Origin of the sequence: Shimia isoporae (genome assembly GCF_004346865.1) — a bacterium.
Classification (GTDB): Bacteria; Pseudomonadota; Alphaproteobacteria; order Rhodobacterales; family Rhodobacteraceae; genus Shimia; species Shimia isoporae.
Window position 1 is genome coordinate 33,905 of record NZ_SMGR01000004.1, and the last position, 25,308, is coordinate 59,212.

22 protein-coding genes are annotated in these 25,308 nt (G+C 55.2%); 17 read left to right on the forward strand and 5 right to left on the reverse strand.

Annotated elements, in window-relative coordinates; genetic code table 11:
* Nucleotides 1–278: 278 nt before the first annotated feature.
* The 5 genes from BXY66_RS17040 (at nucleotide 279) to BXY66_RS17060 (ending at nucleotide 5,971) form a co-directional block, all read left to right on the forward strand.
* Nucleotides 279–1,535, forward strand: a complete 1,257-nt coding sequence (locus tag BXY66_RS17040) for a DegT/DnrJ/EryC1/StrS family aminotransferase (RefSeq protein WP_132861610.1) — start codon at nucleotides 279–281, stop codon at nucleotides 1,533–1,535.
* A 19-nt stretch (nucleotides 1,536–1,554) separates the two neighbouring features.
* The gene (locus BXY66_RS17045) at nucleotides 1,555–2,592 is read left to right on the forward strand and encodes a sulfotransferase (protein ID WP_132861611.1); all 1,038 of its coding nucleotides are present in this window, start codon (nucleotides 1,555–1,557) and stop codon (nucleotides 2,590–2,592) included.
* Nucleotides 2,593–2,627: 35 nt separating this feature from the next.
* Nucleotides 2,628–3,341, forward strand: coding sequence for a WbqC family protein (locus BXY66_RS17050; RefSeq protein ID WP_165929228.1), 714 nt, complete (start codon nucleotides 2,628–2,630; stop codon nucleotides 3,339–3,341).
* A 92-nt stretch (nucleotides 3,342–3,433) separates the two neighbouring features.
* Nucleotides 3,434–4,417, forward strand: coding sequence for a Gfo/Idh/MocA family protein (locus tag BXY66_RS17055; protein ID WP_132861613.1), 984 nt, complete (start codon nucleotides 3,434–3,436; stop codon nucleotides 4,415–4,417).
* Nucleotides 4,418–4,612: 195 nt separating this feature from the next.
* Nucleotides 4,613–5,971 carry an FAD-dependent oxidoreductase gene (locus BXY66_RS17060; protein ID WP_132861614.1) on the forward strand — a complete coding sequence of 453 codons (1,359 nt, stop codon included), beginning with the start codon at nucleotides 4,613–4,615 and terminating at the stop codon, nucleotides 5,969–5,971.
* A 164-nt stretch (nucleotides 5,972–6,135) separates the two neighbouring features.
* Here BXY66_RS17060 and ahcY read toward each other — a convergent pair whose 3' ends face one another.
* Both ahcY and BXY66_RS17070 read right to left on the reverse strand, forming a co-directional pair.
* Nucleotides 6,136–7,518 carry an adenosylhomocysteinase gene (ahcY, locus tag BXY66_RS17065; protein ID WP_132861615.1) on the reverse strand — a complete coding sequence of 461 codons (1,383 nt, stop codon included), beginning with the start codon at nucleotides 7,516–7,518 and terminating at the stop codon, nucleotides 6,136–6,138.
* 58 nt (nucleotides 7,519–7,576) lie between these two features.
* Complete coding sequence (locus tag BXY66_RS17070; protein WP_132861616.1) at nucleotides 7,577–7,912, reverse strand: hypothetical protein; 336 nt, start codon at nucleotides 7,910–7,912, stop codon at nucleotides 7,577–7,579.
* 299 nt (nucleotides 7,913–8,211) lie between these two features.
* Here BXY66_RS17070 and BXY66_RS17075 point away from each other — a divergent pair, with 299 nt between their 5' ends.
* The 3 genes from BXY66_RS17075 to BXY66_RS17085 all read left to right on the forward strand — a co-directional run bounded on the left by BXY66_RS17075 (nucleotide 8,212) and on the right by BXY66_RS17085 (nucleotide 10,355).
* Entirely contained in the window at nucleotides 8,212–9,159 is a 948-nt protein-coding gene (locus BXY66_RS17075; protein WP_132861617.1) for a glycosyltransferase family 8 protein, read from the forward strand.
* Between the two features lie 93 nt (nucleotides 9,160–9,252).
* Entirely contained in the window at nucleotides 9,253–9,816 is a 564-nt protein-coding gene (locus tag BXY66_RS17080) for an HD domain-containing protein (protein ID WP_132861844.1), read from the forward strand.
* A 47-nt stretch (nucleotides 9,817–9,863) separates the two neighbouring features.
* The gene (locus BXY66_RS17085; RefSeq protein ID WP_132861618.1) at nucleotides 9,864–10,355 is read left to right on the forward strand and encodes a GNAT family N-acetyltransferase; all 492 of its coding nucleotides are present in this window, start codon (nucleotides 9,864–9,866) and stop codon (nucleotides 10,353–10,355) included.
* On the opposite strand, the gene BXY66_RS17090 is transcribed toward BXY66_RS17085, so the two are convergent.
* A complete protein-coding gene (locus BXY66_RS17090; protein WP_132861619.1) occupies nucleotides 10,352–10,807 on the reverse strand; it encodes an Lrp/AsnC family transcriptional regulator in 456 nt (151 codons plus the stop codon). The two genes, BXY66_RS17085 and BXY66_RS17090, sit on opposite strands and share 4 nt — an antisense overlap.
* A 145-nt stretch (nucleotides 10,808–10,952) precedes the next feature.
* Between BXY66_RS17090 and BXY66_RS17095 the strand changes: the two genes are divergently transcribed.
* Complete coding sequence (locus BXY66_RS17095; RefSeq protein ID WP_132861620.1) at nucleotides 10,953–11,999, forward strand: Glu/Leu/Phe/Val family dehydrogenase; 1,047 nt, start codon at nucleotides 10,953–10,955, stop codon at nucleotides 11,997–11,999.
* Between the two features lie 164 nt (nucleotides 12,000–12,163).
* Here the strand turns inward: BXY66_RS17095 and BXY66_RS17100 are convergent, their stop codons facing one another.
* Nucleotides 12,164–12,718, reverse strand: a complete 555-nt coding sequence (locus BXY66_RS17100) for an ActR/PrrA/RegA family redox response regulator transcription factor (RefSeq protein ID WP_132861621.1) — start codon at nucleotides 12,716–12,718, stop codon at nucleotides 12,164–12,166.
* Nucleotides 12,719–12,785: 67 nt separating this feature from the next.
* A complete protein-coding gene (locus tag BXY66_RS17105) occupies nucleotides 12,786–13,415 on the reverse strand; it encodes an SCO family protein (protein ID WP_132861622.1) in 630 nt (209 codons plus the stop codon).
* An 84-nt stretch (nucleotides 13,416–13,499) separates the two neighbouring features.
* Here BXY66_RS17105 and regB point away from each other — a divergent pair, with 84 nt between their 5' ends.
* The 8 genes from regB (at nucleotide 13,500) to trxA (ending at nucleotide 25,306) form a co-directional block, all read left to right on the forward strand.
* Nucleotides 13,500–14,873: a sensor histidine kinase RegB gene (gene regB, locus BXY66_RS17110; RefSeq protein ID WP_132861623.1), complete on the forward strand. Its 1,374-nt coding sequence runs from the start codon at nucleotides 13,500–13,502 to the stop codon at nucleotides 14,871–14,873.
* Nucleotides 14,874–14,960: 87 nt separating this feature from the next.
* Nucleotides 14,961–16,442: a PAS-domain containing protein gene (locus tag BXY66_RS17115; protein ID WP_132861624.1), complete on the forward strand. Its 1,482-nt coding sequence runs from the start codon at nucleotides 14,961–14,963 to the stop codon at nucleotides 16,440–16,442.
* A gap of 38 nt (nucleotides 16,443–16,480) precedes the next feature.
* The gene (gene tsaE, locus BXY66_RS17120) at nucleotides 16,481–16,945 is read left to right on the forward strand and encodes a tRNA (adenosine(37)-N6)-threonylcarbamoyltransferase complex ATPase subunit type 1 TsaE (protein ID WP_132861625.1); all 465 of its coding nucleotides are present in this window, start codon (nucleotides 16,481–16,483) and stop codon (nucleotides 16,943–16,945) included.
* Nucleotides 16,938–17,960, forward strand: coding sequence for an aminoglycoside phosphotransferase family protein (locus BXY66_RS17125; RefSeq protein ID WP_132861626.1), 1,023 nt, complete (start codon nucleotides 16,938–16,940; stop codon nucleotides 17,958–17,960). Before tsaE ends, BXY66_RS17125 begins: the two co-directional genes overlap by 8 nt.
* Nucleotides 17,936–18,628, forward strand: coding sequence for a nucleotidyltransferase family protein (locus BXY66_RS17130; RefSeq protein ID WP_132861627.1), 693 nt, complete (start codon nucleotides 17,936–17,938; stop codon nucleotides 18,626–18,628). The genes BXY66_RS17125 and BXY66_RS17130 overlap by 25 nt, the downstream gene beginning before the upstream one ends.
* Nucleotides 18,621–21,548, forward strand: a complete 2,928-nt coding sequence (addB, locus tag BXY66_RS17135) for a double-strand break repair protein AddB (protein WP_132861628.1) — start codon at nucleotides 18,621–18,623, stop codon at nucleotides 21,546–21,548. Before BXY66_RS17130 ends, addB begins: the two co-directional genes overlap by 8 nt.
* Nucleotides 21,545–24,943 (forward strand): double-strand break repair helicase AddA, encoded by a 3,399-nt coding sequence (gene addA / locus BXY66_RS17140; RefSeq protein ID WP_132861629.1) that lies wholly within the window; start codon nucleotides 21,545–21,547, stop codon nucleotides 24,941–24,943. The genes addB and addA overlap by 4 nt, the downstream gene beginning before the upstream one ends.
* A gap of 42 nt (nucleotides 24,944–24,985) precedes the next feature.
* On the forward strand, nucleotides 24,986–25,306 hold the full coding sequence (trxA, locus tag BXY66_RS17145; RefSeq protein WP_132861630.1) for a thioredoxin: 321 nt from the start codon (nucleotides 24,986–24,988) through the stop codon (nucleotides 25,304–25,306).
* Nucleotides 25,307–25,308 lie beyond the last annotated feature (2 nt).

Here is a 25,308-nt window from a genome sequence, read left to right on the forward strand (position 1 = left end):
GAACTGGTACAGACAAAGGGAAATCTAGTACGCATTTCCCCTCAAACCACGAAACGCATGTTAAAACATGAATGGGTCGGTCCATTAGCTTGGCAATAGCTCGCAAATCAATCGGCCAAGAAACGCCCGCCAACTGACATAATCATTGAAAGCGGCTTGGTGATTTAATAGGTCCGATTAACTAGGATTCAGCTTTTCTGTCCGAACCGTAGCTACTTGCCACGTTCAACAGTCTTTTGGTGTACAACCGAGTCCACGCAAACCGGAGCGCATGCATCGTGTCCAACTATCCTTTTAAGGCCTCGTCTGACGACAACTCCGAAGGTGGGGAATTCCAAAAGTCCCGCACACCTGCCGGCGAGTATGGCGTTAGAACCTCCGGCCTTGTTGAGATTGCGTCAAGCCATGGAGTTCCGAAGCCAACGTCCTGCGATGACATTCCCGTTCCTATGCCCGATCTGGAACAACCTCTGCCGTTCATCGAAAACAAGGCCTATGATCACAGCCGCATTGCAGATTTTCTGTCCCTGTCCGTCGCACGCAATCACCATGCAAATGGTGGTCCCGTCGCCGCCCTGCTGGAAAAGGTCGTTGCGGCAATAGTCGGCTTGCCCGACAGCCGCGAAGTCGTGGCCGTCTCCAATGGCACATTGGCGCTGCATCTGGCAGCCGCCGCGCATAGCCCCGACGGCACGCCATTGCGCTGGGTCGCAAGTGCCTTCAACTTTTTCTCCTGCGGCGTCGGTCCCCTCAGCAACACACGCATCATTGATTGCGACGAAAACGGGCGATTTGATCTCGACCGACTGAAATCACTGCCTGAAGACAGCTATGACGGCGTCATCTATACAAACGTCTTTGCCCAACAATCGGATTGGGACGCGGTTGCCGACTTCTGCGCAAGTCGGGGCAAAGCATTCATCGTCGACAACGCCACCGGTCTTCTCGACCGCCCCCGAAGCGCCCTCTCCTCAGATGGACCGATCGAGACAATCTCAGCCCACCACACAAAGCCATGGGGTGTCGGTGAAGGCGGCTTAGTTATTTGCGATAAGACACAGGCAGCACGCATTCGCGCTCTGGCAAACTTTGGGTGGTCGCATGACGAAAACTGGAACGGCTTGGCCAACAATGCCAAGATCAGTGACCTCGCAGCGTCGGCAATTCTGGATCGCTTGGAAAAAATGGAGTTCTGGGCTGCATTGTATCACGCTCAAGACGGAAGAATGCGCGAGATCGTCGCTGACGCAAATTGCGGTGCGGCGCCGTTTTCCGTCAAAGTACCAATCCATTCTCCCAGAACCCACACCCCGTTTCTTGCAACAAACCCAGTAGATGTTTTTGCAGAGCGTGCCGCCGGTCCTGTGATCCTGCGCAAATACTATCTGCCAATGAAAACCAACCATCCGGCCAACGAGCCTGCACCAATGGCGGAGTCGCTCTTTGCACGCATATTCTGCCTGTCCAATGCGCCGGAAATGTCTCTGATCCCCAGCGCCAAGATCGCGGACCAAGTCCGCCGCTTGTGCGAATAATCCCAAGAGCCCGCAATTCATGCCCGTCAAACTCACCAGCCCAATTGTTCTTTTGTGTTCCGAACGCTCGGGCAGCAACTTGATCGCCAAAGTTTTTGACGCGCACCCGAAAGTAAGCGGACCCGGCGCAGCGCATCTCTTCAAGGTCATGAGCGAAGTGGCACATACCTTTGATCCCGATAGCGAGGATCTTCGCGAAGCGGTTCTGGAACTCTTTCAAGCCAAAGTCAGCGCGTGGCAAATAGATGAAATGGGCATCGAAACGCACCGCGGCCTTTTGGAAAATTGCGAGACCGCTGCACAGATGTGCGCCTCCCTCTATCAGGCCGAAGCCGACAGACAGGGCAAGCAGCACGTACTGCTAAAAGAAAACTCGGCTTTTGCATATCTGCCTATGTTGTCGGGAATATCCAGTGATTTGCGGTTGCTGTTCATGGTCCGCGACCCTCGTGACATGGCCGTGTCATGGATCAACGGACCGGTAATGCGCGGAGGTGCGATTAGGGCCGCAGAGCGTTGGCTGAAAGATCAAAGCGGGACGTTCAGAACCTTTGCCACCACTGGCGCCGACATCAAAAAGGCGACCCTGCGGTATGAAGACCTGCTTGCTGACCCCGAGATCCATCTCAAGCGTGTGTGCACTGAACTAAAGCTCGACTTCTCAGAGGAAATGTTGCGCTTTTCAGAGAAAAGCACCTCGGCCAAAAAAGATTCCGGAAGGTCCTCCATGTGGTCCAACCTGAACAAACCCCTGATCTCGGGGAACACGCAGAAATTCCGAAAATCGCTGACGACCGAACAAATTCAATACATCGAGACCGTTTGCGGAGACTACATGGAGGTGTTGGGGTATCCTTTGGTGAACGACCCTGCGACTCTACCAGGCACACCTGAGGAACTGGCGGAACTTCGCAGATCAATCGAGCCGATCGAACCGTACGACAAACCCGCTTATCAGGAACTGCCACAGGAAGAACGTGACCGGTTCGAAAAATGGTCGCGTCTCTATAAGCAGCTCTCCGCGCGCGCGCCGCGTCCCGTTCAAGTGAGCAAATGATGACCACATCCGGAAAAAGCGGACGCATAGCAATTATGCAGCCCTATTTGTTTCCTTACATTGGCTACTTCCAACTCATGGCGGAAGTTGACGAATTCTGGTTGCTAGACACTGTTCAGTTCATTCGCAGAGGCTGGATGAACCGCAACAACCTGAATTCGGCAACCGGGAAAAAACTATTCACGATCCCTACGGCGCAGGCAGACAGGGATGCACCAATCACAGCGATCAGCTATGCGCCTGACGCCGGTCGAGCCGTAAAAAAGCTCTGCGCTACAGTTGGCCACACCTATGCTTCAGCGCCCTTCAAAAATCAGGTTCTGGAGATATTGGAATCCGTGCAGACCGCTTTGGAAGCCTCCAACGCAGGCCCAGACTTTACCGACGTTACCGAACTCGCTCTTCAGAAGTGTGCACATCGAATTGGCATCAAGACGCCCATTCAACGCGTTTCACAATTGGGACTTGATGCGACGCTTTCCGCTCAAGATCGCATTGTCGCCGCATGCCGCGAGATCGGGGCGCGACAATATCTCAATATGATCGGTGGAAGTGACCTGTACGATGCAGAAACTTTTGAACAAGCAGGGATAGAGCTTCTATTTCTCGAACCTGCTTTGCAGCACTACGATCAAGGGTCTTCCGACTTCTTGCCCGGTCTCAGTATCCTCGATGCGATCGCGTATGTCTCACCCGACGCATTTCCAGAATTGATAAGCGCTGGCAACGTCGTAAAATCAGGCGTTTGACCTCGCTTTCGACCAACGGAAAGGCGTTCGCCTTTTTTTGGCGACGCCTCAAACCGAAACAAAATCCAAACCAGTAAAAGGTGCCATCACACATGATCCGTTGGGGAGTTGTCGGAACAGGGTTCATTTCGCACGCCATGTTGGGCGCAATTGCAAAATCCGAAAGATCCGTCACAACGGCTGTCGCCGGTCGGAACGAAACCGCCTTGTCTGGCTTGCAGGCTCAATACGCGATCCCCAATGCCTTCACGGACATTGCCGATTTGCTGTCCAGTGATGACGTCGACGTGGTTTACATCGCGCTGCCCAACCACATGCACGCCGACGTTACAACGGCGGTGATAAATGCAGGCAAACCCGTTCTGTGCGAGAAGTCCCTGACGGTAACCATGGCCGATGCCAATAGACTGTCAGAGGCGGTAGAACCTTCGGGCCTGTTTTTTGCCGAAGGTCTGATGTACCTGGCCCACCCCTTGATAACCCAACTTGTCTCTCTGCTTCAGGATCCCTCTTTTGGGGACCTGCGTTCGGTCTCCGGCAGCTATGCAGCCGACATCTGGAAAGTCGTGAATCCGGCCGGTGGCGGCACACTCTATAATCTTGGCTGCTATCCTGCTTCCCTGCTGCATCTTGTGGTGCAAACCATGTGTGGCGAAAAGGCGTTTGCCCAACGCCGGATCGCAGCATTCGGCAGTCTGAACAAGGACGGGAATATTCAGGATACCGCAGCCACGGTCCGCTTTGACAACGGCGTCATGGCCACATTGCAAAGCACGGACAGCCACGGAATGTCGCATAGCTTCGAGATTGTGACCACCAAAGGGATGCTCCGCTTTGCAACCAATCCGTGGCTACCGGCAGCAGGAGACAACCGCATGATCTGGCAGCCTTTCGAGGGACCGGCGCGGGAGATTGTGGTCACGGATGACAACGACGCGTTCTATCACCAGACACGCATGGTCGAACGCGCATTGGCGTCGGGTGCCGCAGAAGCTCCTCGCCCCTCACCGCGCCTTAAGGACAGCATGGAAATCATGCAATTCCTGGCAGATTGGGAAGCGGCGGCTCGAGGATAGACGCCTCTAGCGGAATGAGAGTTGGCATTTCCCTGTGAAGGATATGACCACAATGCGGTCTGTGCTGCTGTTCTTTGCTGCAGCGAGATCGACCATTTTCTGGCGCGGTTTCTTGAACTGAACCGTCGCTAAACAGATAGAATTGCGCACCCAGCTCGCTTAGCCGGAAATTGAGTCAACTTGAATGAGGCAGAAATGAAGATCACCGAACCTTCCCGTCAGATAGACGTCGTACATCGCACGGATGTGTTGGTTGTAGGCGCGGGCCCCGGTGGTTTGGCTGCGGCCTTGGCTGCAGCGCGGTCGGGCGTGGACGTCACGCTGGTGGAACGCTTTGGTTGCTTTGGCGGGAACATTACGACCGTTGGCGTCGAGGGCTTTGCTTGGTATCGCCATGAAAAGACCGTTGAAGCGAACGGCGTCGGGCGTGAATTTGAAGAACGGGCCAAAGCGATGGGTGCCGCCGTTCCTGAATCGCAATCGCTAAGCTATGAACTCGACAGTGAAGGGTTCAAAGTTGTTGCAGATCAGTTGGTTGAGGAAGCTGGAATAACACCAATGCTGCATCGTCTATTCGTCGCTCCGATCATGGAAGGCGATCGGATCACCGGAATCATCACAGAATCCAAGGCTGGGCGCGAGGCGATCTTGGGAAAAGTTGTGATCGACGCAACAGGAGACGCAGATATTGCCCATCGGGCGGGGGCGCCGGTGACACATCCCCCGCGCGAAGAGTTACAGGCCGCCAGTGTTATGTTCCACGTCGCAGGCGTCGATAAGGCCCGCTTTATGGAGGACGTGCGCGCCAATCCGCAAACCTATTCGGATTGGTCATCGGGAGAATGGACGGTCGAGACCGACGGAAAGGAAGACGAAATGTTTTCGCCCTTCCTGAAGAAACCATTTGAGACTGCGCGCAAGGCAGGGGTTATCCCCGCCGATCTGACGACCATCGCGGGAACATGGGGCGCTGTGCATGATAGCGGTGAAATGACTTACATGAACCTCGTCCATCTGGACAATTGCGATGGTACCGACCCCGGGGATCTGACTCATTTTGAAATTGAAGGTCGACGTCAGGCGATGATGGCCATCGAGGCACTGCGCCGCTTTGCCCCGGGGTGCGAAGGCGTCCGTTTACGTAACTTCGGAATGACTTTGGGCGTGCGGGACACGCGAAAAATTGATGCGGCCTATAACATGACCGAAACTGACGTGCGCAACGAGGCGCGTTTCGAAGACAGTATCGGCATTTATCCAGAGTTCATTGACGGTTATGGAATCCTGATTTTGCCAACAACAGGGCGCTATATGCACATTCCGTACCGGTCATTGCTGCCGAAAAAGATCAAGGGATTGCTGGTGGCAGGACGCGCTACCGGCGGAGACCGCATCGCCCATGCGGCCACGCGCAACATGGCTTGCTGTGCAGTAGCGGGCCAGGGCGCTGGCATCGCGGCGGCGCAGGCGGTCAAATCGAATACAGAGCTGGATAGCGTCGATCTAGTTGCCATCCACAAAGAGTTGGATCGGCAGGGCGTGCGCAGGGTGTAACTTAGTATCAAATCTCGTTGAATCGAGCTCGGACGATAGTACAGCCCGCACAATTCTGCTCTTTGGGCTCTCATTTTCCCTTCGCTGCAACCGCAGCTTAATTTAAAAAGCAAAACGGCGCCCCAATCAGGAGCGCCGTCTTAATCTCTCAATCAAACACTTGATTAGTAGCGGTAGTGCTCCGGCTTGAACGGGCCCTCAGGCGTTACGCCGATATAAGCCGCCTGCTCCGGCGTCAGCTTCGACAGTTTCGCACCCACCTTGGAGAGGTGTAGCGCAGCCACTTTCTCGTCCAGATGCTTGGGCAGGATGTAAACTTCGTTGTTGTACTGCTCACCTTTGGTGAACAACTCGATCTGCGCCAGCACCTGGTTGGTGAAGGAGGCAGACATCACAAACGACGGGTGACCGGTGGCGTTTCCGAGGTTCAGCAGACGCCCCTCAGACAGCAGGATCAACCGGTTGCCGTTTGGCATCTCGATCATGTCCACCTGCTCTTTGATGTTGGTCCACTTGTGGTTCTTCAGGCTTGCTACCTGAATTTCATTGTCGAAGTGGCCGATGTTGCCAACAATCGCCATGTCCTTCATCTCACGCATATGCTCGATGCGGATCACGTCCTTGTTGCCGGTGGTGGTGATGAAGATGTCTGCATCCAGCGACTCTTCGAGCAGCACCACTTCAAACCCATCCATTGCCGCCTGCAAGGCGCAGATCGGGTCGGCTTCGGTCACCTTCACGCGCGCACCTGCGCCCGCCAGCGAAGCAGCAGAGCCTTTGCCGACGTCGCCGTAGCCACAAACAACAGCCACTTTGCCTGCCATCATGGTGTCTGTGGCGCGGCGGATGCCGTCAACGAGGCTCTCTTTACAGCCGTATTTGTTGTCGAACTTCGACTTGGTCACAGAGTCGTTCACGTTGATCGCAGGGAAGGGCAGCTGGCCGTTTTTCTGCAGGTCATACAGACGGTGCACACCGGTGGTGGTTTCCTCGGACACACCCATGATCGCTTCGCGGGTTTTTGTGAACCAGCCCGGGCTTTCCGCCATGCGTTTAGCGATTTGCTTGTGGATGACTTCTTCTTCCTCGGAGGTCGGCACGCCGAGGTCTTCGCCCGCTTCGGCGCGCGCGCCCAGCAGGACGTAAAGCGTTGCGTCGCCGCCATCGTCAAGGATCATGTTCGGGCCCTCAGGGAAAAGGAACGACTTGTCCAGATAGTCCCAGTGCTCTTCCAGAGATTGACCCTTGATTGCAAAAACAGGCACGCCAGCTTGCGCGATTGCAGCCGCAGCATGGTCTTGGGTGGAGAAGATGTTGCAGCTCGCCCAGCGCACGTCCGCGCCCAAAGCCACCAGCGTCTCGATCAGACAGGCGGTCTGGATCGTCATATGAAGCGATCCGACAATACGCGCGCCCTTGAGCGGCTGTTGTGCGCCGTATTCCTCGCGCAGTGCCATCAGGCCCGGCATTTCGGTTTCGGCAATATCAAGTTCCTTGCGGCCAAAATCAGCCAGCGAGATATCTTTTACAATATAGTCGGTCGCCATTGCGCCCAGCTCCTTACGGGTTATCCATTCGCGCTGAGATAACACCGAAGGGCCTTTTCTACAACGGCACCTCGCCCGGTTTGATGGCGTCACTTTGTAATAGTTGTCCCTGACGCCAGTCGGTACCGGCGGCAACGATGCAGCTCACGCCCTGTGGGTTGGTCAAGATAACTGTGAAAGTTCCGGTTTTCTCTGAGGCCCAGACCTCGACCAGAGTGGTCTGGTTGGTGGTTGCGCCCTGCAACCCTCCGGCCGTAAGAACCTCGGAATATTTGTTCGCGAGCCGCTCCACCACACGGTTGCGGTCAGCACAATGCAGCCCCTGCGCGGACACCGGTGGCGCCGCCGCGGCCATGCCGAAAAGCACGGCTCCACTAATCAGTCGTTTGAACATGACGACCTCCTGCTCATTCTGGTTTCAGCAAATGTGAGGAGGACACGCGGGAGGAAGCAATGAAACGTGCCCCCCTCGCTATTGATGTCGGTATCGCCGTGCCGATTTTCAAAACACGGTTGATCACGATGTTTTGCTGGCAGCCCGCGATCCCGTCATGGGAAAAAGGATGCCTTTGAAATGTGGCTTTTTTGGGGCAATCGTGATTTTCTACAATTCAGCAGGCGCACCGGTCCCGCACCAAATTTTGTCTAACCTTCTGTATATATTTATGAATATCTACATCGACACCATTGAATATGCTCCAGCCGGGATCACTTGAAACAGGCAACGCACTTGCCTTTTGCACCGATGCTGCCGGCCTTCCGGCGGCTCTCTTTGCAGCGCACAGCGTTGCGCAAATGTCGGCGCCAAATGCCTTCGATATCTGGATTTGCAGTTTTGAGCCTCTGCCCATCCCCGAACCTTTGGCCGCGACCGGCATTCGTAACCACACAATAGCCAGACAAGCGGACCTCGCTCATCTGCCCGACACGGGTATTCCTCGCTCAACCTACTTGCGATTGCACCTGCCACAGGCATTTGGCGCGCGATATGACAGAATTGTTTATCTCGACTTTGATACCCGCTGCATGGCGACCGATGTTCACCGCCTTTTTGGCATCAATCTTGGGCCGCATGCCTTCGGCGCGGTGCTGGACAAGATGCAATGGCACCATCCCGACGAACCCGTCCTCGATTTTCGCAATCACGGTATCGAATGCACCCGATACATCAACTCGGGCGTGCTGCTGATAGATGCGGCCGTCTGGCGAACCCGAAATCTAACCGATAAAATCCTCGATAGTTTTGACGCCGCAACCCATCGTATGTTCAACGACCAAAGCCTCATCAATCTCGCCCTGCAGGGCAACATGGCCGAGCTCAGCCCAGTCTGGAACTGGCAACTGCCAATGCAGTTTCCAAAGGTGAAAACAAAAACACCGCCAAAAATCTTGCACTTCACAGGGCGGCGCAAACCTTGGGAAATGGGCAGGCACCAAAACGACATGGATCGCCAACATATTATCGCCTACCGGGACTTCTTTGCCGAGCACGACCTTGCGCCAAGCTTCGACATCGATCCGTCCGCCATGCGATTGCCAAGCCACATCCGCCTCAAGCGCGCTTACAAATCCTTCATGTGCCAACGTCGGATCGACAAATTGATGCGCCGTTACCCAGACCCGTTCCAAGCCCTGATTTGACGTTGCGCGCACGTCTCTCCATCGGCTAGCACTCAGAAACCAATTGAATGCACCCACCAAAGGACATCCCTCGTGGCAAGAGCCTGGCAACGCATGCTTTCGGGACGCAGGTTAGACCTGCTGGATCCGACTCCCATGGATATCGAAATCGAGGACATCGCTCACGGGCTTGCCTTTGTTGCGCGATGGAACGGTCAGACGCAGGGCGATTTCGCCTATTCCGTCGCTGAACACTCACTGTTGGTGGAACAGCTCTTCGCCCGCATGTACCCGTCCGCTCCCATAAAGTGGCGCCTTGCAGCCCTGCTTCACGACGCTCCCGAATATGTAATCGGTGACATGATTTCGCCTGTGAAAGCAGCCGTTGGTCCCTCTTACGGTGAACTGGATGACCGGCTCACAGCCGCCATTCACTTGCGATTTGGTCTGCCCGCGGCTACCCCGAAACGCATAAAGGCCCAAATCAAAAAAGCTGACAAAGTAAGCGCGTGGATGGAGGCAACGCAGATTGCTGGTTTCTCCGTGAGCGAGTCCAACAAACTCTTCGGCCGCCCCGACCCAACCGTAGTAGAAGGTCTCAATATCCGCCTCAGGCCACCCGTCGAAGTCCGAAACGAATATACAGCCCGTCACGAAGAGTTACTTGCCAAAATCTAAGTGTTGGGCTGAATTAGTCTCTGTTTCTCCTACAAGTCAGATTGCCTATGTCTCAAATTACTATCCGAAAGGGCGCCGATCTCGACTTGCGCCAGTCCCTGAATCTTCTGAATGAAATTATTGCGATCGGGGGAACCACGGCTCTCACCAAACCACTCACTCGCGAAGACCTCCGCGATTGGCTTATGGCAGATCCGGACAGTGCGGCATGGCACATTGCCGAAGATCAGGATGGCACGCTTCTCGGGTTTCAATGGATTGGTCCATGGGGGGACCTTCCCCCAGAGGCCTGCGAAATCGGTACATTTGTGAAAGCCGGCCGGACCGGTCTTGGCATCGGCTCAAAGCTGTTCGAGGCCACAAAAGTCGCGGCCAGAGCGATGGGCTATGACTGGATTGATGCAGAAATCCGGGCCGATAACACCGGCGGCCTGACTTACTACCAATCGCGCGGTTTCGAGGACTACAAACGCAAGGACGGCATCGCTCTTGATGACGGGACGATCGTCTCCAAGTGCCTCAAACGCTACCGGCTCTAATCTGACGGCAACACATCCCGCTGAACCATCGCCCTCAAAGCGAAATTGGATCGCATGTTGCGAATGCCTTTAACCGCCATCAAGCGGTGTTCAAGGAAAGCATCGAAGGCATCAAGGTCAGCAGCCACAACGCGCAAAAGAATGTCACGCGATCCCGACATCAAATAACACTCCATCACCTCTTCAAGCGGGCGAATGGCCCTCTCAAAGGCCTCGATCGCCTCTGATCCCTGCTTCTCCAGTTCAACTGACACGAAAATTGTGACAGGCAGGCCAACTTTCCGCGCATCCACGCGCGCGCCATAGCCCGTGATCACGCCATCAGCCTGCAGGCGCTCCAACCGACGGGCGCAAGGTGTGGCCGACAAGCCGACCGACTCGGCAAGGTCCGACAACTTCATGCGACCGTCGGATTGCAGTGACTTCACAATTTTTCGATCAATGGCATCCATAGTGATTTTCCCCACACTTTTGGCCTAGATTAGGGAAAGTCCCCAAATTTTACCAGGTGGTCGCCAGATATTTGGTCAAAACTCGTGTTGGCATTGTGCGAAATTCTCTCAACTTCGCGCTCAGGATGACCCAAAGGAAACCAACATGCAGATCACACCCGTTCAGGCCCCTTCCCACGAAACCGTTTTGCGCGTGCATGACGCCGAAATCGGCCTGACTGGTTTCATAGCCCTGCATTCCACACATCTGGGTCCTGCGGCAGGCGGCCTGCGTATGCGCCCATATGCAAGCGAAGATGCCGCTCTGACAGACGCGCTGCGACTGAGCCGCGGGATGACCTACAAGAACGCTGCCGCGGGTCTTCCACTGGGTGGCGGCAAGGCCGTGATCATGGGTGACGCCTCCAAGAAAACACCAGAACAACTGGTGACTTTTGCGCGCGCCGTTCAATCACTTGAAGGCCGCTACTGGACCGCCGAAGACATGGGCATGAGCCCGTCCGACATGGAACTGATGACGCAGGAGACCAAATTCGTCGCCGGCCTGCCAAATGGTGCGCACGCTTCGGGTGATCCGTCTCCGATCACCGCGCGGGGGATTTTCAACTCCATAAAAACCACCGCGCGTCACCGGTTCGGGTCTGATGACCTGAACGGGCGTACGGTATCTGTCCAGGGTCTCGGCCATGTAGGTGGATACCTCTGCCAATACCTGAACGAGGCAGGTGCAAAACTGATCGTTGCAGACATCGATACCGATCGCGTTCAGGAAATCTGTGCCCTCTATGATGCGGAGGCAGCAACCGCCGAAGATATCCTCACGGCAAAGGCTGATATTTTCGCACCTTGTGCAATCGGTGCAATCCTGAACGAAGCCTCGATTGCCAATCTGAATGTCGAGGCCGTTTGCGGTGGGGCCAACAACCAACTCGCCACCCAAGAAGACGGTGGTCGCCTGCACGCGCGCGGCATTCTTTATGCCCCAGACTTCGTGGCAAACGCCGGCGGCATCATCAACGTTGCAACCGAGATCCTCGAAGTCGCGGACCGCGCGGCCTATGTGGACGAAAAACTCGCGACACTTGATGTGACATTGGACGCAATTCTGACCCGCGCCAAACAGATGGATTGCAGCCCCGACGCGGTAGCGACTTCAATTGTCGACGAAATGCTCGCGGCAAAGGCCGCCTGACTTCCTCCAAAGAAGCTGATGCCGACGAAGCATCAGTACCGCCCGCGTTTGCGGGATGACTCACCCGGCCTCCCTAGGGGCCGGGCTTTCTTTTGGAATTTTTGAAAATCGCACCGACGTAATACCGACGTCTTGCCGACGCGATGCAGACGCAGCTTTTGGCCCTACCTCGGGCTCCGCTTCGCCAAAATACGTTGCAAGGTGCGTCGATGCATGTTGAGTCGCCGGGCGGTCTCCGAAACATTCCGATCACACAATTCGTAGACTCGCTGAATATGCTCCCAGCGCACCCGATCCGCACTCATCGGATTCTCAGGAGGAGGTGGTAGCTCGTCCTCAGCGCTCAGCAGAGCATGCATGATGTCGGTGGCATCGGCCGGTTTGCTAAGATAGTCCGTCGCACCGATTTTTACTGCCGCAACTGCCGTCGCAATCGCACCATAACCGGTCAGGACAACCACGCGCGATTCCTCACGTTTTTCGCGAAGCACCTCGACTACATCGAGGCCGTTTCCGTCTTCCAGTCGGAGATCAACGACAGCATAGGCCGGCGGCCGCGCAGTTGCTATCGCCTTGCCCGCTGCAACCGATCCGGCGGTTTCAACCTCGAACCCGCGCTTTTCCATTGCCTTCGCCAGACGCCTCAGAAACGGCTCGTCATCATCTACGAGTAGAAGAGTTTTATCCGGCCCGATCTCCGGCAGCTCTTTGTCCGCCATGCCTCATCCCCTTGAGAATTTCACAAGTATTAGCGGCACAGACAAAGAGGGTCAAACGCACCGCCTGCTACATCTTGTCTACGAAGCACCCAACGCGCTGGGCCATATCCTCGGGCGTTGTGTCGCGGCGGAAGTATTCCACGAACCCATGACCGGGCAGGGTAAGGTAAGTGAAGGTCGAGTGGTCAACGAGGTAATATTCTTCGTCACCCGCCTCCGGCTCCTGCTTTTTGTAATAGGTGCGGTACGCCTGACTCGCTGCCTTTACCTGCTCCAAAGATCCCGTGAGTCCAATCATCCGTTCATGCAAATAACCCGCATAGTCCTTAACAACCTCGGGCGTGTCGCGCTCTGGGTCAATCGTAATGAACGCGCCGTTCACGATTTTCCCTTGCTCTTCAAGGAGATCCATTGCCTCGGCATTGCGGCCTGCATCCAGCGGACACACATCCGGGCAGAAGGTATAACCGAAGTAAATCAACGTGGGTTCCGTGAGAACGTCAGCATCCGTAACTGATCTACCATCCCCATCTACAAGCGTGAACGGCCCCCCAATTGCACTGGTGCCGCCCGCAACTTGACTGGTCCGACATTGTGCAAACTGGTCAGCGCCTTCATTCGGACGAGACAAAAACCACATCCCGCCAAGGGCCAGGATCATCACAAAAACAGCAATAGCCGCCAACGCGCGCAACATTATTGAATTCCCAATGCCAAGTTGATTGATAGGTGTCAGAGACCTAACAATTGCACGTCTGAACTCAAGGGTACAACACGCCGCATGACTGATTTCTCCACCGAACTCCTGTCCAGCGACCGCCGCAGCAACTGGGTCCGCTTGCGCACAATCATTCTGGTACGCTGGATTGCCATATTCGGACAGGTCGCAGCGCTGCTAGTCTCCCAGTTTGCCTTCGGTCTCGAAATTGAATACGGGCTTTGCTACCTCGCCGTTGGCGTATCGGTCATCGGCAATCTCATCGCGATATTTGTGTTCCCGGAAAACAAACTGCTCAGCCAGCCCGAGAACATGTTCATGATCCTGTTTGACATTTTGCAGCTGGGATTCCTGCTGTTCCTGACCGGTGGTCTGAACAACCCGTTTTCCTTTTTGGTGGTTGGTCCGGTTATCGTCTCCGCGCTGGTGTTGTCCGTTCGATCGTCTTTGGTGGTTGCTTCTCTTGCGATTGTGATGGTCACTCTGCTGCTGAATTTCTATATGCCGCTACGCACCGAAGAATTTTTCATTCTCCGTATTCCGAATGTGTTCCTCTATGGAAACTGGTGCGCGATCGTCATCGCAATTCTGTTCTCTTCGCTCTATTCGCGCCGTGTTGTCACCGAGATGTCTTCAATGGCAGATGCTCTGGCTGCCACCCAAATGGCTCTGGCTCGAGAGCAAAAGCTGACCGATCTCGGCGGCGTTGTCGCCGCCGCCGCGCATGAATTGGGAACACCGCTGGCGACCATCAAGCTGACAAGTTCGGAACTGATGGAGGAACTCGACGGACAACCAGAACTGCGAGAAGACGCGGCCCTGATCCGCGAACAGGCCGACAGATGCCGCGATATTCTCAGATCCATGGGACGAGCAGGGAAGGATGATCTACACATGCGCCGCGCTCCACTTTCAACCGTGGTGGAAGAGGCAGCCGAACCGCACATGGAAAGAGGGAAGGCAATTTATTTCGAGCATCTTGATCTTATTGACGGGCCAGAGATTCCGCGCCAACCCGAGATCGTGCATGGTTTGCGCAATCTGATCCAGAATGCCGTCGACTTTGCACACTCCACCGTTTGGGTGGAAACCGAATGGGATGAGGAGCGGGTTTTCGTTCGGATCATGGACGATGGGGAGGGTTTCCCACCGCATTTGATCGGCAGGATCGGCGATCCTTTTATTCGTCGCCGTCGCAGCGAGCCTGAAAAAACAGCAAGACCGGGATACGAAGGTATGGGCCTTGGATTGTTCATTGCAAAAACTTTGCTGGAACGCTCCGGTGCTGAATTGAGTTTTGCCAACGGAACCCGTGAGGAACAACATCACGCCGAAGACGGATTGGGCGCCATTGTCGAAGTCGTGTGGCCCGCGTCAAATTTCGCCCCGGCGGCCACCACCGAACCTCTTGGACAGAACCCGCGTCACGAAGCTTAGGCCGATCACAACCTTGCGAGCGTTAACACTCTGTTAACCTTCTTCCCACGATCCTGAAGTCAGCACTTCACGATTGCGGGAAATGCTATGTTTGATTCGAGTATTGATTTTCTTCTTGTCGCTCTGGGTATGTCAGCCGTTTTCCTGACCCTCGGGTTTTTGACACTGTTCCTGGGACCGCGACCCGCCAAAGCGGCGACCGTGTCTGAGGCCGTTTGCATCTATCGCAATGGCATTCTGATTGAGGCCAACCCTGAAGGTATGCGTCAATTGGCGGTCCATGGCGGCGGCTCCGACACGAATTGGCGCGCGCTACGTAGTATGCTTTCTGATCGCTTCCCGGACTTCCCTCAAAATCAAGGCACGTCCCAAGCGCAGGACATTACCATTCTTGCACCAACAGATAGCCGCGACACATCCTTTGTGACCATTGACCAAACAAATGACACCGCCCGCGTGACATTCTCTCTGCAGCATCCAGAAAAAACCGACACACGCCGGATTGAGACCGATATCTCCTTGCGTGCGCCGTACCCCATTTGGACTTGCGATGCACAAGGTTCAATTTCTTGGTGCAATGACGCTTACCGAGACCTTGCCGCGCGCATGGGATACGGAAACCAAACCCTTCCTCAACTGTTCGAAACAGCCAGAAATCAGGACGGCGCCACGCCTTTCAGAACCGGGATCGCGATGCCTGATGGTTTAACCCTTTGGTTTGATGTAGCGCGGATCTCCATTGGTTCCAAAACTGTGTTTTTTGCCTCCGACGCAAACACTGTTGTGTATGCAGAGATGGCGCAGCGCAACATTGTTCAAACTCTGTCAAAAACATTCTCGCAGCTTCCAACAGGCTTGGCGGTTTTTGACCGTGGCCGAAAACTCATCCTGTTCAATCCACCACTCGCAACCTTCACCGGCCTGACACCGCCGTTCCTCTCAGCAACACCCCATATCACGGATTTTTTTGACCAACTTCGCGAAAAAAGAATTGCCCCCCAACCCAAGAGTTCCAAACCCTGGCAGAAACATGTCGCTGACATCATTCACGCGACAGAAGCAGGGCAATTCAACGAGTCGTGGGAGCTGCCCGACGGCAAAACCTATCGCGTCTGCGGCCGTCCTCTACAAGACGGCGCCATCGCTCTCATGATAGACGACATTACTGCCGAGATGACGCTCACGCGTCGGTTTAGGTCAGAAATCGAAGTTGCCCATGCAGCCATCGACGCATTGGACGATCCCGTGGCGCTATTTTCACGCTCCGGCGATCATCTCCTCTGCAATACATCCTACAGAAATTTCTGGAAGGTCGATCCCGACTCCACTTTCGCTGATTATACCATTCATGATGCCACCACCCTTTGGGCTGGCGAGATCTGCGACTCGCCAGCCTGGAGAGCCTTTGAGGAAGCCGCGCTCACCGACAGCCCGCGTCAGCTCTGGACGGGCACTCTTCCGCTTCGTAGATTTGGAGTAATGCAGGCAACTCTCACTCCCATTTCCGGAGGAGCCACACTGGTCACGTTTCGCCGAGCGGCCGAAGTAAAAATCACACAACCTGCATGACAGGTTGCGGGCAGGTGTCACCAATGTAAATTGACGCAATGACGTCGATCTCACTTTCTTCTGCGGATGAAACAGCCGCTTTGGCGGTGCGCCTTGGAGCGCACCTCAAACCAGGGGATGTTGTGTTGCTCGAAGGGGACATCGGTGCAGGGAAAACACACTTTGCACGCAGCATGATTCAATCACTGCTCGATGTGGTCGAAGACGTTCCGTCCCCTACATTCACGTTGGTTCAGGTATACGAAACAACGGAATGCGAAATTTGGCATGCCGACCTCTATCGGCTCACGTCTCCGGACGAAGTGGTCGAGCTGGGTCTGGTTGATGCATTTGATGAAGCTATCTGTCTGGTAGAATGGCCAGACCGACTTGCCGAGTTGAAACCCGAAGATGCCTTGACGGTGCAATTCCAACTTGGCCACGAGGCAGGCACCCGTTTACTCAACTTGTTCAGCCCCTCGCCGCGCTGGAAGACGTTGATCAAGGCGCTTGTCGATGCCTGACCGTTCCGATCTGCTGGCACAATTCGTTGAACAAACCGACTGGCGGGATGCCAGTCGCACTATTGTTGCAGGAGACGCCTCCAACAGACGCTACGACCGATTAAAGAAACCAAACGGTGCCACGTCGATATTAATGGACGCGCCACCGGAAAAAGGCGAAGACGTGCGCCCGTTTATCGAAATCGCACAATATCTCCGCGACGTCGGAGTATCTGCTCCTGATATCCTCGAAGCAGATGTTTCACGAGGATTTCTCATCATCGAAGATCTGGGCGACGCTCTGTTTGCCAAACTGATGGCGACCGAGCCAAACAGGGAGTTAGAACTGTATCAGGCCGCGACGGACGTCCTTTTGCACCTCCACAGCAACACGCCACCAGATACTCTGGAACCGTTTGACGCATCGACAATGGCGTCAATGATAGACCTCGCTTTCAGCTGGTACACTCACGGCGCGGACAGTTCCTGGGCGGACGCCTTGGAGGAGCTCAATGATGTCTTTCCAAGAATTTTACAGGAGCATGTCGCGCCGCCATCGGTTTTCATGCACCGCGACTATCATGTGGAAAACCTTCTTTGGCTACCCGACCGCGCTGGCACCGCCCGCGTTGGAGTGATTGACTTTCAGGACGCAAAGATTGCCCATCCCGCCTATGATCTCGTCTCACTGTTGCAGGACGCTCGACGAGACGTTCCCAAAGATGTCGAGGCAGTCCTATTGTCCCGCTATATCTCTCGATCCGGACAGGACCCCGAAGACTTTTTAGCCGCTTATCATGTTTTAGGCGCACAGAGAAACCTGCGCATCCTTGGTGTTTTCGCGCGGTTGTGTATGCATTTTGGGAAACCACACTACTTGCAATTCATTCCTCGCGTTTACAGTCTTTTGATGCGTGACCTGGACCATCCGGCCCTTGTTCCTGTCGCTGGACTTTTGCGTCGGACTTTGCCGGATCCCACACCTCAAACTCTGAAAAAACTGAAAGAAAAATGCGCGACTTTCCCAATGCCGTAATGCTCTTTGCAGCCGGATTCGGCACCCGTATGGGAGCCTTGACCGCAAACACACCGAAACCGTTGGTGAAGGTGGCGGGAAAGGCGTTAATCGATCACACCTTAGACCTCGCGCGCAAAGTGGATCCAGCTACCATCGTTGCCAACACACATTATTTGTCCAACCAGATCGAACGCCACTTAGAGGGCACCAGTGTGGTGGTTTCCAACGAAACACCAAACATTCTCGAAACCGGCGGAGGACTGCGCCAAGCTTTGCCTTTGCTTGATTCCAATCCGGTTTTTACCTCTAACACAGACGCCATCTGGCATGGCCCAAACCCCTTCCAAGTTGCACTCGATGCCTGGTACCCCGATGTCATGGACGCTTTGCTTGTCTGCGTGCCGCCAGGTTCCGCACTAGGCCATAAAGGGCAGGGGGACTTTACTCTTGCCGAGAACGGTCTCCTGAAACGCGGCCCAGGGGTGATTTATGGTGGCGTACAAATTCTGCGGACGGACGGCCTATTTGATATTGAACAAGCGGCCTTCTCGCTCAACCGTCTTTGGGATCGAATACTTGCCAACGGCCGCCTCTTCGGAGTCTCCTATTCCGGAAAGTGGTGTGATGTGGGATCCCCCGAAGGCATCATACTGGCCGAAAACCTTTTGAGCGAAACCGATGTTTGAACCAACAGACATACCCAGAGTTTTTGGCGTCCAGCCCGGCGCAGACTTTCCGAAGGCTCTTGTCGACGGTTTACGATTCCGCCTTTCAGGAAAACCACCTGAGGACACTGCAAGGGTCGACGTTATACTCAACACATCGCGCATGGCACGTCGGGTATCATCGCTGTTCGACGACGGACCCGCCATTCTCTTGCCACGTATCCGGGTCCTCGGCGATTTCTCTAGAGGCGTTGCCGCCGATCTTCCTCCGGCGGTTTCGCCGTTGCGGCAACGCTTCGAACTCATTCAGCTGATTACACGCTTGCTGGACCAGGAACCGGACTTGGCGTCGCGGGCATCCATCTACGATCTCGCTGACAGCCTTGCCGGGCTCTTTGACGAAATGGCTGGCGAGGGTGTGCCTATTGACGTCATTGAAACGCTCGACGTTTCTGACCAGTCCGGGCATTGGGCTCGAGCACAACATTTCTTTGCGATCGCGCGGCACTTTCTTGAAAATGTGGACACCGCGCCCGGCCAAGAAGCAAGACAGCGGCTGGCCATAGAGCGATTGGTCGCGAAGTGGGCAGACAACCCACCGCAACATCCCGTCGTCCTTGCGGGCTCTACGGGATCACGCGGTACGATGATGTTGCTTATGCAGGCGGTTGCCAAGCTGCCACAGGGGGCGGTTGTCCTTCCTGGTTTTGATACAGACATGCCTTCCAATGTTTGGGACCGGATGTCGGATGCACTAGAAGCTGAAGACCATCCTCAGTTTCGGTTCCGCAGATTGATGGACGCTGTGAGTATCGGACCACAGAAAGTGCAGCCGTGGCACGAATGCAACCCGCCAAACCCGGCGCGAAACAAACTGATTTCACTCGCCTTGCGCCCAGCTCCGGTTACCGATCAGTGGTTGAGAGAAGGGCCATCTCTTGGAAGTCTGAGCAACGCTGTAAAAGACCTGACGCTCATCGAGGCAACCACTCAACGCGAAGAAGCTCTCACCATAGCTGCACGCATGCGTAAGGCCGCCGAGGAAGGTCAGACTTGCGCCCTGATCACCCCAGACCGCATGCTGACCCGTCAGGTGTCTGCTGCCCTTGACCGGTGGCGCCTGATACCGGACGACAGTGCCGGCCAACCCTTGCAACTGTCTCCCCCTGGCCGATTCCTGAGGCATGTTTCGTCTCTATTTCAGCGAAAATTGACCTCCGAGACACTTCTGGCTCTGCTGAAACATCCACTTACTCATAGCGGCGCAGAGCGCGGCAATCACTTGCTCTGGACCCGTGAATTGGAACTCTGGATCAGACGCAAAGCGATAACCTATCCGGACGCGGACTCTTTGCTCGGGTGGGGGCGGACACAGGATTTTGTCAAAGACACCTGGATGGACTGGCTGGTCACCAGCTTCTGCAACAAGGAATGGACTGGTGATGTGGACCTTGCCCAGCGGCTTGAAAGTCACATCAAGCTCGCAGAGCAAATTGCTGGCGGACAAAGCGACGGTTCAGGTGAATTATGGCTTGAGGGATCGGGGAGAAAGGCCGCGCAGGTCATCGAAGAGCTTCGCAGGCACTCTGACGTAGCTGGTCCCATTTCCGCCTCGGACTACAGCGACATGTTTGGCGCAATTTTGGCCAGAGAAGAAGTACGTGATCGTGATGAAGGCCACCCGAACATCTTGATTTGGGGCACCCTAGAGGCCCGCGTACAGGGTGCTGACCTTGTCATACTTGGTGGTCTGAACGAAGGAAGCTGGCCTGAATCTCCGAACCCCGACCCTTGGCTCAATCGCAAAATGCGGCACGACGCCGGACTTTTGTTGCCAGAGCGGCGCATTGGCCTGTCTGCGCATGACTTTCAGCAAGCGGTGTGCGCGCCCGAAGTTTGGATCACCCGTTCCATCCGGTCTGATGAAGCGGAAACCGTGCCCTCGCGCTGGGTCAACAGACTGCTCAACTTGCTTGGCGGCTTGCCAGAACAGAACGGTCCCGAGGCGCTTGAGGATATGCGGAACCGCGGACGAGAATGGATAAACCATGTGCGCACACTTGAAACCTTTCGCGAAGTACTTCCGGAAACACGGCCCTCTCCCGTACCACCAAAAGCCGCTCGCCCTCATCGTCTTTCAGTGACTGAAATTAAGAGGCTGATACGGGATCCCTACGCGATTTACGCCAAACACGTCCTTCGACTTCGACCGATGGACCCTTTGATGCGGACTCCCGACGCACTGCTGCGCGGTATCGTTGTTCACGAAATCCTGGAGCAACTGATCAAGGAAAGTGCCGACAACGGTATTTCAGTCACACGCGAACGCTTGATGGCAATATCAGAGACTGTTCTTGCCAAAAACGTGCCTTGGCCCACGGCCCGCGCGCTTTGGAAGGCAAGGCTCGAGCGGATTGCAGACCATATTGTCGCGCAGGAAGCCTTACGCCGCCAACGGGCTTTGCCATTTGCTTTTGAGGCACGGGCCCAAGACCGGATTGAAGAACTCGACTTCACGCTCACCGGCACCGCTGACAGATTGGATCGAACCCCGGACGGAGACCTCATCCTTTATGACTACAAGACCGGGACTCCGCCAAGTGCTGACGAGCAAACCTATTTTGACAAACAACTGCTTCTAGAAGCTGCGATGGCCGAGCATGGCGCGTTTGCCGAAATCGATCCGGCAGACGTTGCAGATGCCATTTATATTGGTCTCGGTCCTAAACCCAAAGATCAACCAGCGCCGCTGGCCGAAACACCACCCGAAAGGGTCTGGGAGGAATTCACCCGCCTCATCGGTGCCTACCTTACTGACGGAAAAGGCTTCACAGCCCGGCGTGCTATGCGCACCGAGGCAGACGAAAGCGACTACGATCAACTGGCGCGTTTTGGAGAATGGGATGCGACAGATGATCCGAAGCCGGAGGTGTTGATATGACACAGATGAACGACGCCTCCCGCCGCCAAATCACGGCAGCCCGTCCGGATGCGAGTACTTGGCTTTCTGCGAATGCAGGGTCGGGCAAGACGCGCGTTCTGACCGATCGCGTGGCACGCCTTTTACTTGAGGGCGTGTTACCTCAGCATATTCTCTGCCTGACCTATACCAAGGCCGCCGCCAGCGAGATGCAAAACCGGCTTTTTGCTCGACTTGGCAGCTGGGCAATGAAGGATGACGAGGCACTTGCCCATGAATTGGCAGATCTTGGTGCAGGTTCCCGACCTGCTCCTGAAAGTCTGGCCAATGCGCGAACGCTTTTTGCAAGAGCCATTGAAACCCCCGGTGGCTTGAAAATTCAGACGATCCACTCCTTTTGCGCATCACTTCTTCGGCGTTTCCCTCTCGAAGCAGGAGTTTCACCTTTGTTTTCCGAGATGGAAGACCGGGCTGCAGCGCTCTTGCGGGAAGAGATCGTAGAAGACATGGCAAGCGGTAGCGACGCCCCGCTCATTGAGGATTTGGCACGATATTTTACGGGTCAGGACCTTGAAGGTCTGACGGGGGAAATCACTCGCAAGGCCGATCTCTTTCGGACCCCCAAATCACGTGCTGAATTATGTTCCCTTTTTGATGTCGCACCAGACATCACCGCGGCTTTGGTGCTGGATTCGGTCTTTTTGGGTGGAGAGTTGGATCTCCTACAGGCTTTGGTCGCGCTTTTGCGAACCGGCGGTGTGAACGACAACAAAGCGGCCGACAAACTACAAACACTCACGGAATGCGACGCGGCAACACTTGCCGTTCTAGAAGACGTTTTTCTCACTGGTGCAGGGTCAAAAGAACCGTTTTCGGCCAAAATGGGAGCCTTTCCCACCAAGAAGTTGCAAGCGGCCAATCCCGAACTTATCGCCAAACTCCAATCTTTGATGCTCCGTGTTGAAGCCGCTCGTGAAAGCCGCATCGCCGTAACGGCAATCGACAGAAGTCTTGCCTTACATCGGTTCGCGCACAAATTTGTCCAACACTATGATCACCAAAAACAACTTCGGGGCTGGCTCGACTTTGACGATCTGATCCTGCGCGCCCGCGCGCTTCTGAGTGACCGCAATGTGGCTGAATGGGTTTTGTACCGATTGGACGGGGGTATCGATCATATCCTGGTCGACGAAGCTCAAGACACCAGCCCCGTCCAATGGCAAGTCATAGAAAGGCTCGCACAAGAATTTACGTCCGGATCTGGCGCACGATCAGACATTACGCGGACGATCTTTGTGGTCGGAGACAAGAAACAGTCGATATACAGCTTTCAAGGTGCAGATCCCGCGGAGTTCGACCGAATGCGCGGCGAGTTCGCGGCACGACTTGAACCGTCTGGCCACGCCCTTCAGGACCTGAGTTTGGAATACTCGTTCCGGTCTTCTCCAGCGGTTCTGAACCTTGTGGATGAGACGTTTAAAGATAACGTTGCTGCGGGTTTTCCGGAAGGCAATCGCCACATCGCCTTTCATGAACAGATGCCCGGCAGGGTAGATCTTTGGCCTGTGGTCGAACCCACTCAAAAGCCGGAAAAAGATGATTGGTTCGATCCTGTGGATCGTCTCGCGGACACCCATCACTCCGTAATTCTTGCTCGCCGAGTGGCCAAACAGATAAGACGGATGATCGATGACGGTGCCACAATCGCTTCAACAAGAAACAAGGATGGCATGTTTTCGCAACGGCCTGTTCGCGAGGGTGATTTCCTGATTCTAGTTCAGAGGAGATCCGATCTTTTTCACGAGATAATCCGTGCCTGCAAAACAGAGGGTCTCGCCATCGCCGGCGCGGACCGACTGAAAGTGGGCGCTGAAATGGCGGTGAGGGACTTGGGATCTTTGCTCAGCTTCCTTGCAACGCCAGAAGATGATCTTTCGCTGGCCACCATCCTACGCAGCCCGCTTTTCGGGTGGTCCGAACAACAACTCTTCGACCTCGCTCATCGACGCGCTCCGAAACAATACCTATGGGAAGCCTTGCGAAAAAAGCGGGAGAATTTCCCGGAGACACTCGCTGTTCTTGACGACCTTCGCGGCCAAGCAGATTTCCTGCGTCCATATGATCTGGTCGAGCGCGTCCTGACGCGACACGAGGGACGAAACAAGTTACTGTCACGGCTCGGTGGTGAGGCTGAAGATGGGATAAACGCTTTGCTTTCGCAGGCACTGGCGTATGAAAAATCGGCCATCCCAAGTCTCACTGGTTTTCTGCAATGGATGGAGACTGACGACCTGGAAATCAAACGCCAGATGGACAGTGCCTCCAATCGCATCCGTGTTATGACCGTACATGGTTCCAAGGGTCTTGAGGCGCCAATCGTCATCATGCCCGACACAGGCCGCAGAATTACCCGCTCCGATGCCCAAGTGATGAATGTTGACGGCACCGCGCTTTGGAGCATGTCAAAAGATACTGCGCCAAGTCAGATGAACGCCACGCGCGAAGGTTTGACACAGAAACAAGAAGCAGAGCGTCTGCGCCTGCTCTATGTGGCCATGACGCGAGCCGAAAAATGGCTGATTGTTGCCGCTGCTGGCGAACTCGGTAAAGACGGCAAAAGCTGGTACGACACTATCGGCACAGCTATGAAGCGGTCAGGTGCCGTGCCTCACCCAATGCCTGGTGGCGAGGGTCTGCGCATTGATCATGGCGACTGGTCCGGGATCGTCGAGAAAACGATCGACGCGACAAAGACTTCCAAGCCTGACCTACCTCAGTTTCTCGCCACACCTGCTCCAGAGGCGGTTCCGACAAAAACATCTTTGTCGCCCTCTAGTCTTGGAGGTGCCAAAGCGCTTCCTGGTGACGTGGGCCTCGACGAAGACGCCGCCATGCGCCGCGGTTCCCAAATTCACCTGTTGCTGGAACACTTGCCGGACCACGACCAATCCAAATGGCCGGAGATTGCAGCAGCGGTTTTGCAAGACGACCTCTCGCTAGAAACCGATGCCGAAATGCAGGAACTCCTAGCCGAAGCTTCGGATGTTTTGACGGCGCCTGAACTCGCGTGGCTGTTTGCTTCACAGACGTTGGCAGAAGTTCCTCTGACAGCAGAACTCGGTGATCAGAGAATGCACGGAATAATCGATCGCCTGGTGGTGGAGCCAAACCGAATCCTTGCGATCGATTTCAAGACCAACGCAACAGTTCCCCCGACGGCTGAAGAAACGCCGGAAGGGTTGCTGCGGCAAATGGGAGCCTATGCCCACGCGCTCGCTCAAATCTATCCAAACCGCGAAATCCAAACAGGAATTCTCTGGACGCGCACGGCAACCTACATGCCGCTGACACACGATCTTGTGACAAATTCTCTGATGACCACAGGATACCTTGACGCCGTAACCGCGCAAACCTAGGTTCTTTCGAACCCAAAGCTTCCCTCTTTCAGGAGATCCCAAATGGCAACCGTCGCCGTCACCGACGCCACCTTTGAACAAGAAGTCACCAACTCCGACGTCCCTGTTGTCGTCGATTTCTGGGCCGAATGGTGTGGCCCATGCAAGCAGATCGGCCCTGCGCTGGAAGAACTTTCCGCCGAATACGACGGTAAGGTGAAAATTGCCAAGGTCGACGTAGACAGCAACCCAGGCACCGCAGCTGCACTGGGCGTTCGCGGTATTCCCGCTCTCTTCATCTTCAAAGATGGTCAGGTTATCTCGAACCGCGCGGGCGCAGCACCAAAAGCCGCGCTGCAGAGCTGGATCGACGACTCCGTATGATC

What these genes read in the sequence shown, in the direction of transcription:
- BXY66_RS17045 (WP_132861611.1), top strand. Translation starts at nt 1,555, where the DNA reads ATGCCCGTCAAACTCACCAGCCCAATTGTTCTTTTGTGTTCCGAACGC.
- BXY66_RS17050 (WP_165929228.1), top strand. Translation starts at nt 2,628, where the DNA reads ATGCAGCCCTATTTGTTTCCTTACATTGGCTACTTCCAACTCATGGCG.
- BXY66_RS17055 (WP_132861613.1), top strand. Translation starts at nt 3,434, where the DNA reads ATGATCCGTTGGGGAGTTGTCGGAACAGGGTTCATTTCGCACGCCATG.
- BXY66_RS17060 (WP_132861614.1), top strand. Translation starts at nt 4,613, where the DNA reads ATGAAGATCACCGAACCTTCCCGTCAGATAGACGTCGTACATCGCACG.
- ahcY (WP_132861615.1), bottom strand. Translation starts at nt 7,518, where the DNA reads ATGGCGACCGACTATATTGTAAAAGATATCTCGCTGGCTGATTTTGGC.
- BXY66_RS17070 (WP_132861616.1), bottom strand. Translation starts at nt 7,912, where the DNA reads ATGTTCAAACGACTGATTAGTGGAGCCGTGCTTTTCGGCATGGCCGCG.
- BXY66_RS17075 (WP_132861617.1), top strand. Translation starts at nt 8,212, where the DNA reads ATGCTCCAGCCGGGATCACTTGAAACAGGCAACGCACTTGCCTTTTGC.
- BXY66_RS17080 (WP_132861844.1), top strand. Translation starts at nt 9,253, where the DNA reads ATGCTTTCGGGACGCAGGTTAGACCTGCTGGATCCGACTCCCATGGAT.
- BXY66_RS17085 (WP_132861618.1), top strand. Translation starts at nt 9,864, where the DNA reads ATGTCTCAAATTACTATCCGAAAGGGCGCCGATCTCGACTTGCGCCAG.
- BXY66_RS17090 (WP_132861619.1), bottom strand. Translation starts at nt 10,807, where the DNA reads ATGGATGCCATTGATCGAAAAATTGTGAAGTCACTGCAATCCGACGGT.
- BXY66_RS17095 (WP_132861620.1), top strand. Translation starts at nt 10,953, where the DNA reads ATGCAGATCACACCCGTTCAGGCCCCTTCCCACGAAACCGTTTTGCGC.
- BXY66_RS17100 (WP_132861621.1), bottom strand. Translation starts at nt 12,718, where the DNA reads ATGGCGGACAAAGAGCTGCCGGAGATCGGGCCGGATAAAACTCTTCTA.
- BXY66_RS17105 (WP_132861622.1), bottom strand. Translation starts at nt 13,415, where the DNA reads ATGTTGCGCGCGTTGGCGGCTATTGCTGTTTTTGTGATGATCCTGGCC.
- regB (WP_132861623.1), top strand. Translation starts at nt 13,500, where the DNA reads ATGACTGATTTCTCCACCGAACTCCTGTCCAGCGACCGCCGCAGCAAC.
- BXY66_RS17115 (WP_132861624.1), top strand. Translation starts at nt 14,961, where the DNA reads ATGTTTGATTCGAGTATTGATTTTCTTCTTGTCGCTCTGGGTATGTCA.
- tsaE (WP_132861625.1), top strand. Translation starts at nt 16,481, where the DNA reads ATGACGTCGATCTCACTTTCTTCTGCGGATGAAACAGCCGCTTTGGCG.
- BXY66_RS17125 (WP_132861626.1), top strand. Translation starts at nt 16,938, where the DNA reads ATGCCTGACCGTTCCGATCTGCTGGCACAATTCGTTGAACAAACCGAC.
- BXY66_RS17130 (WP_132861627.1), top strand. Translation starts at nt 17,936, where the DNA reads ATGCGCGACTTTCCCAATGCCGTAATGCTCTTTGCAGCCGGATTCGGC.
- addB (WP_132861628.1), top strand. Translation starts at nt 18,621, where the DNA reads ATGTTTGAACCAACAGACATACCCAGAGTTTTTGGCGTCCAGCCCGGC.
- addA (WP_132861629.1), top strand. Translation starts at nt 21,545, where the DNA reads ATGACACAGATGAACGACGCCTCCCGCCGCCAAATCACGGCAGCCCGT.
- trxA (WP_132861630.1), top strand. Translation starts at nt 24,986, where the DNA reads ATGGCAACCGTCGCCGTCACCGACGCCACCTTTGAACAAGAAGTCACC.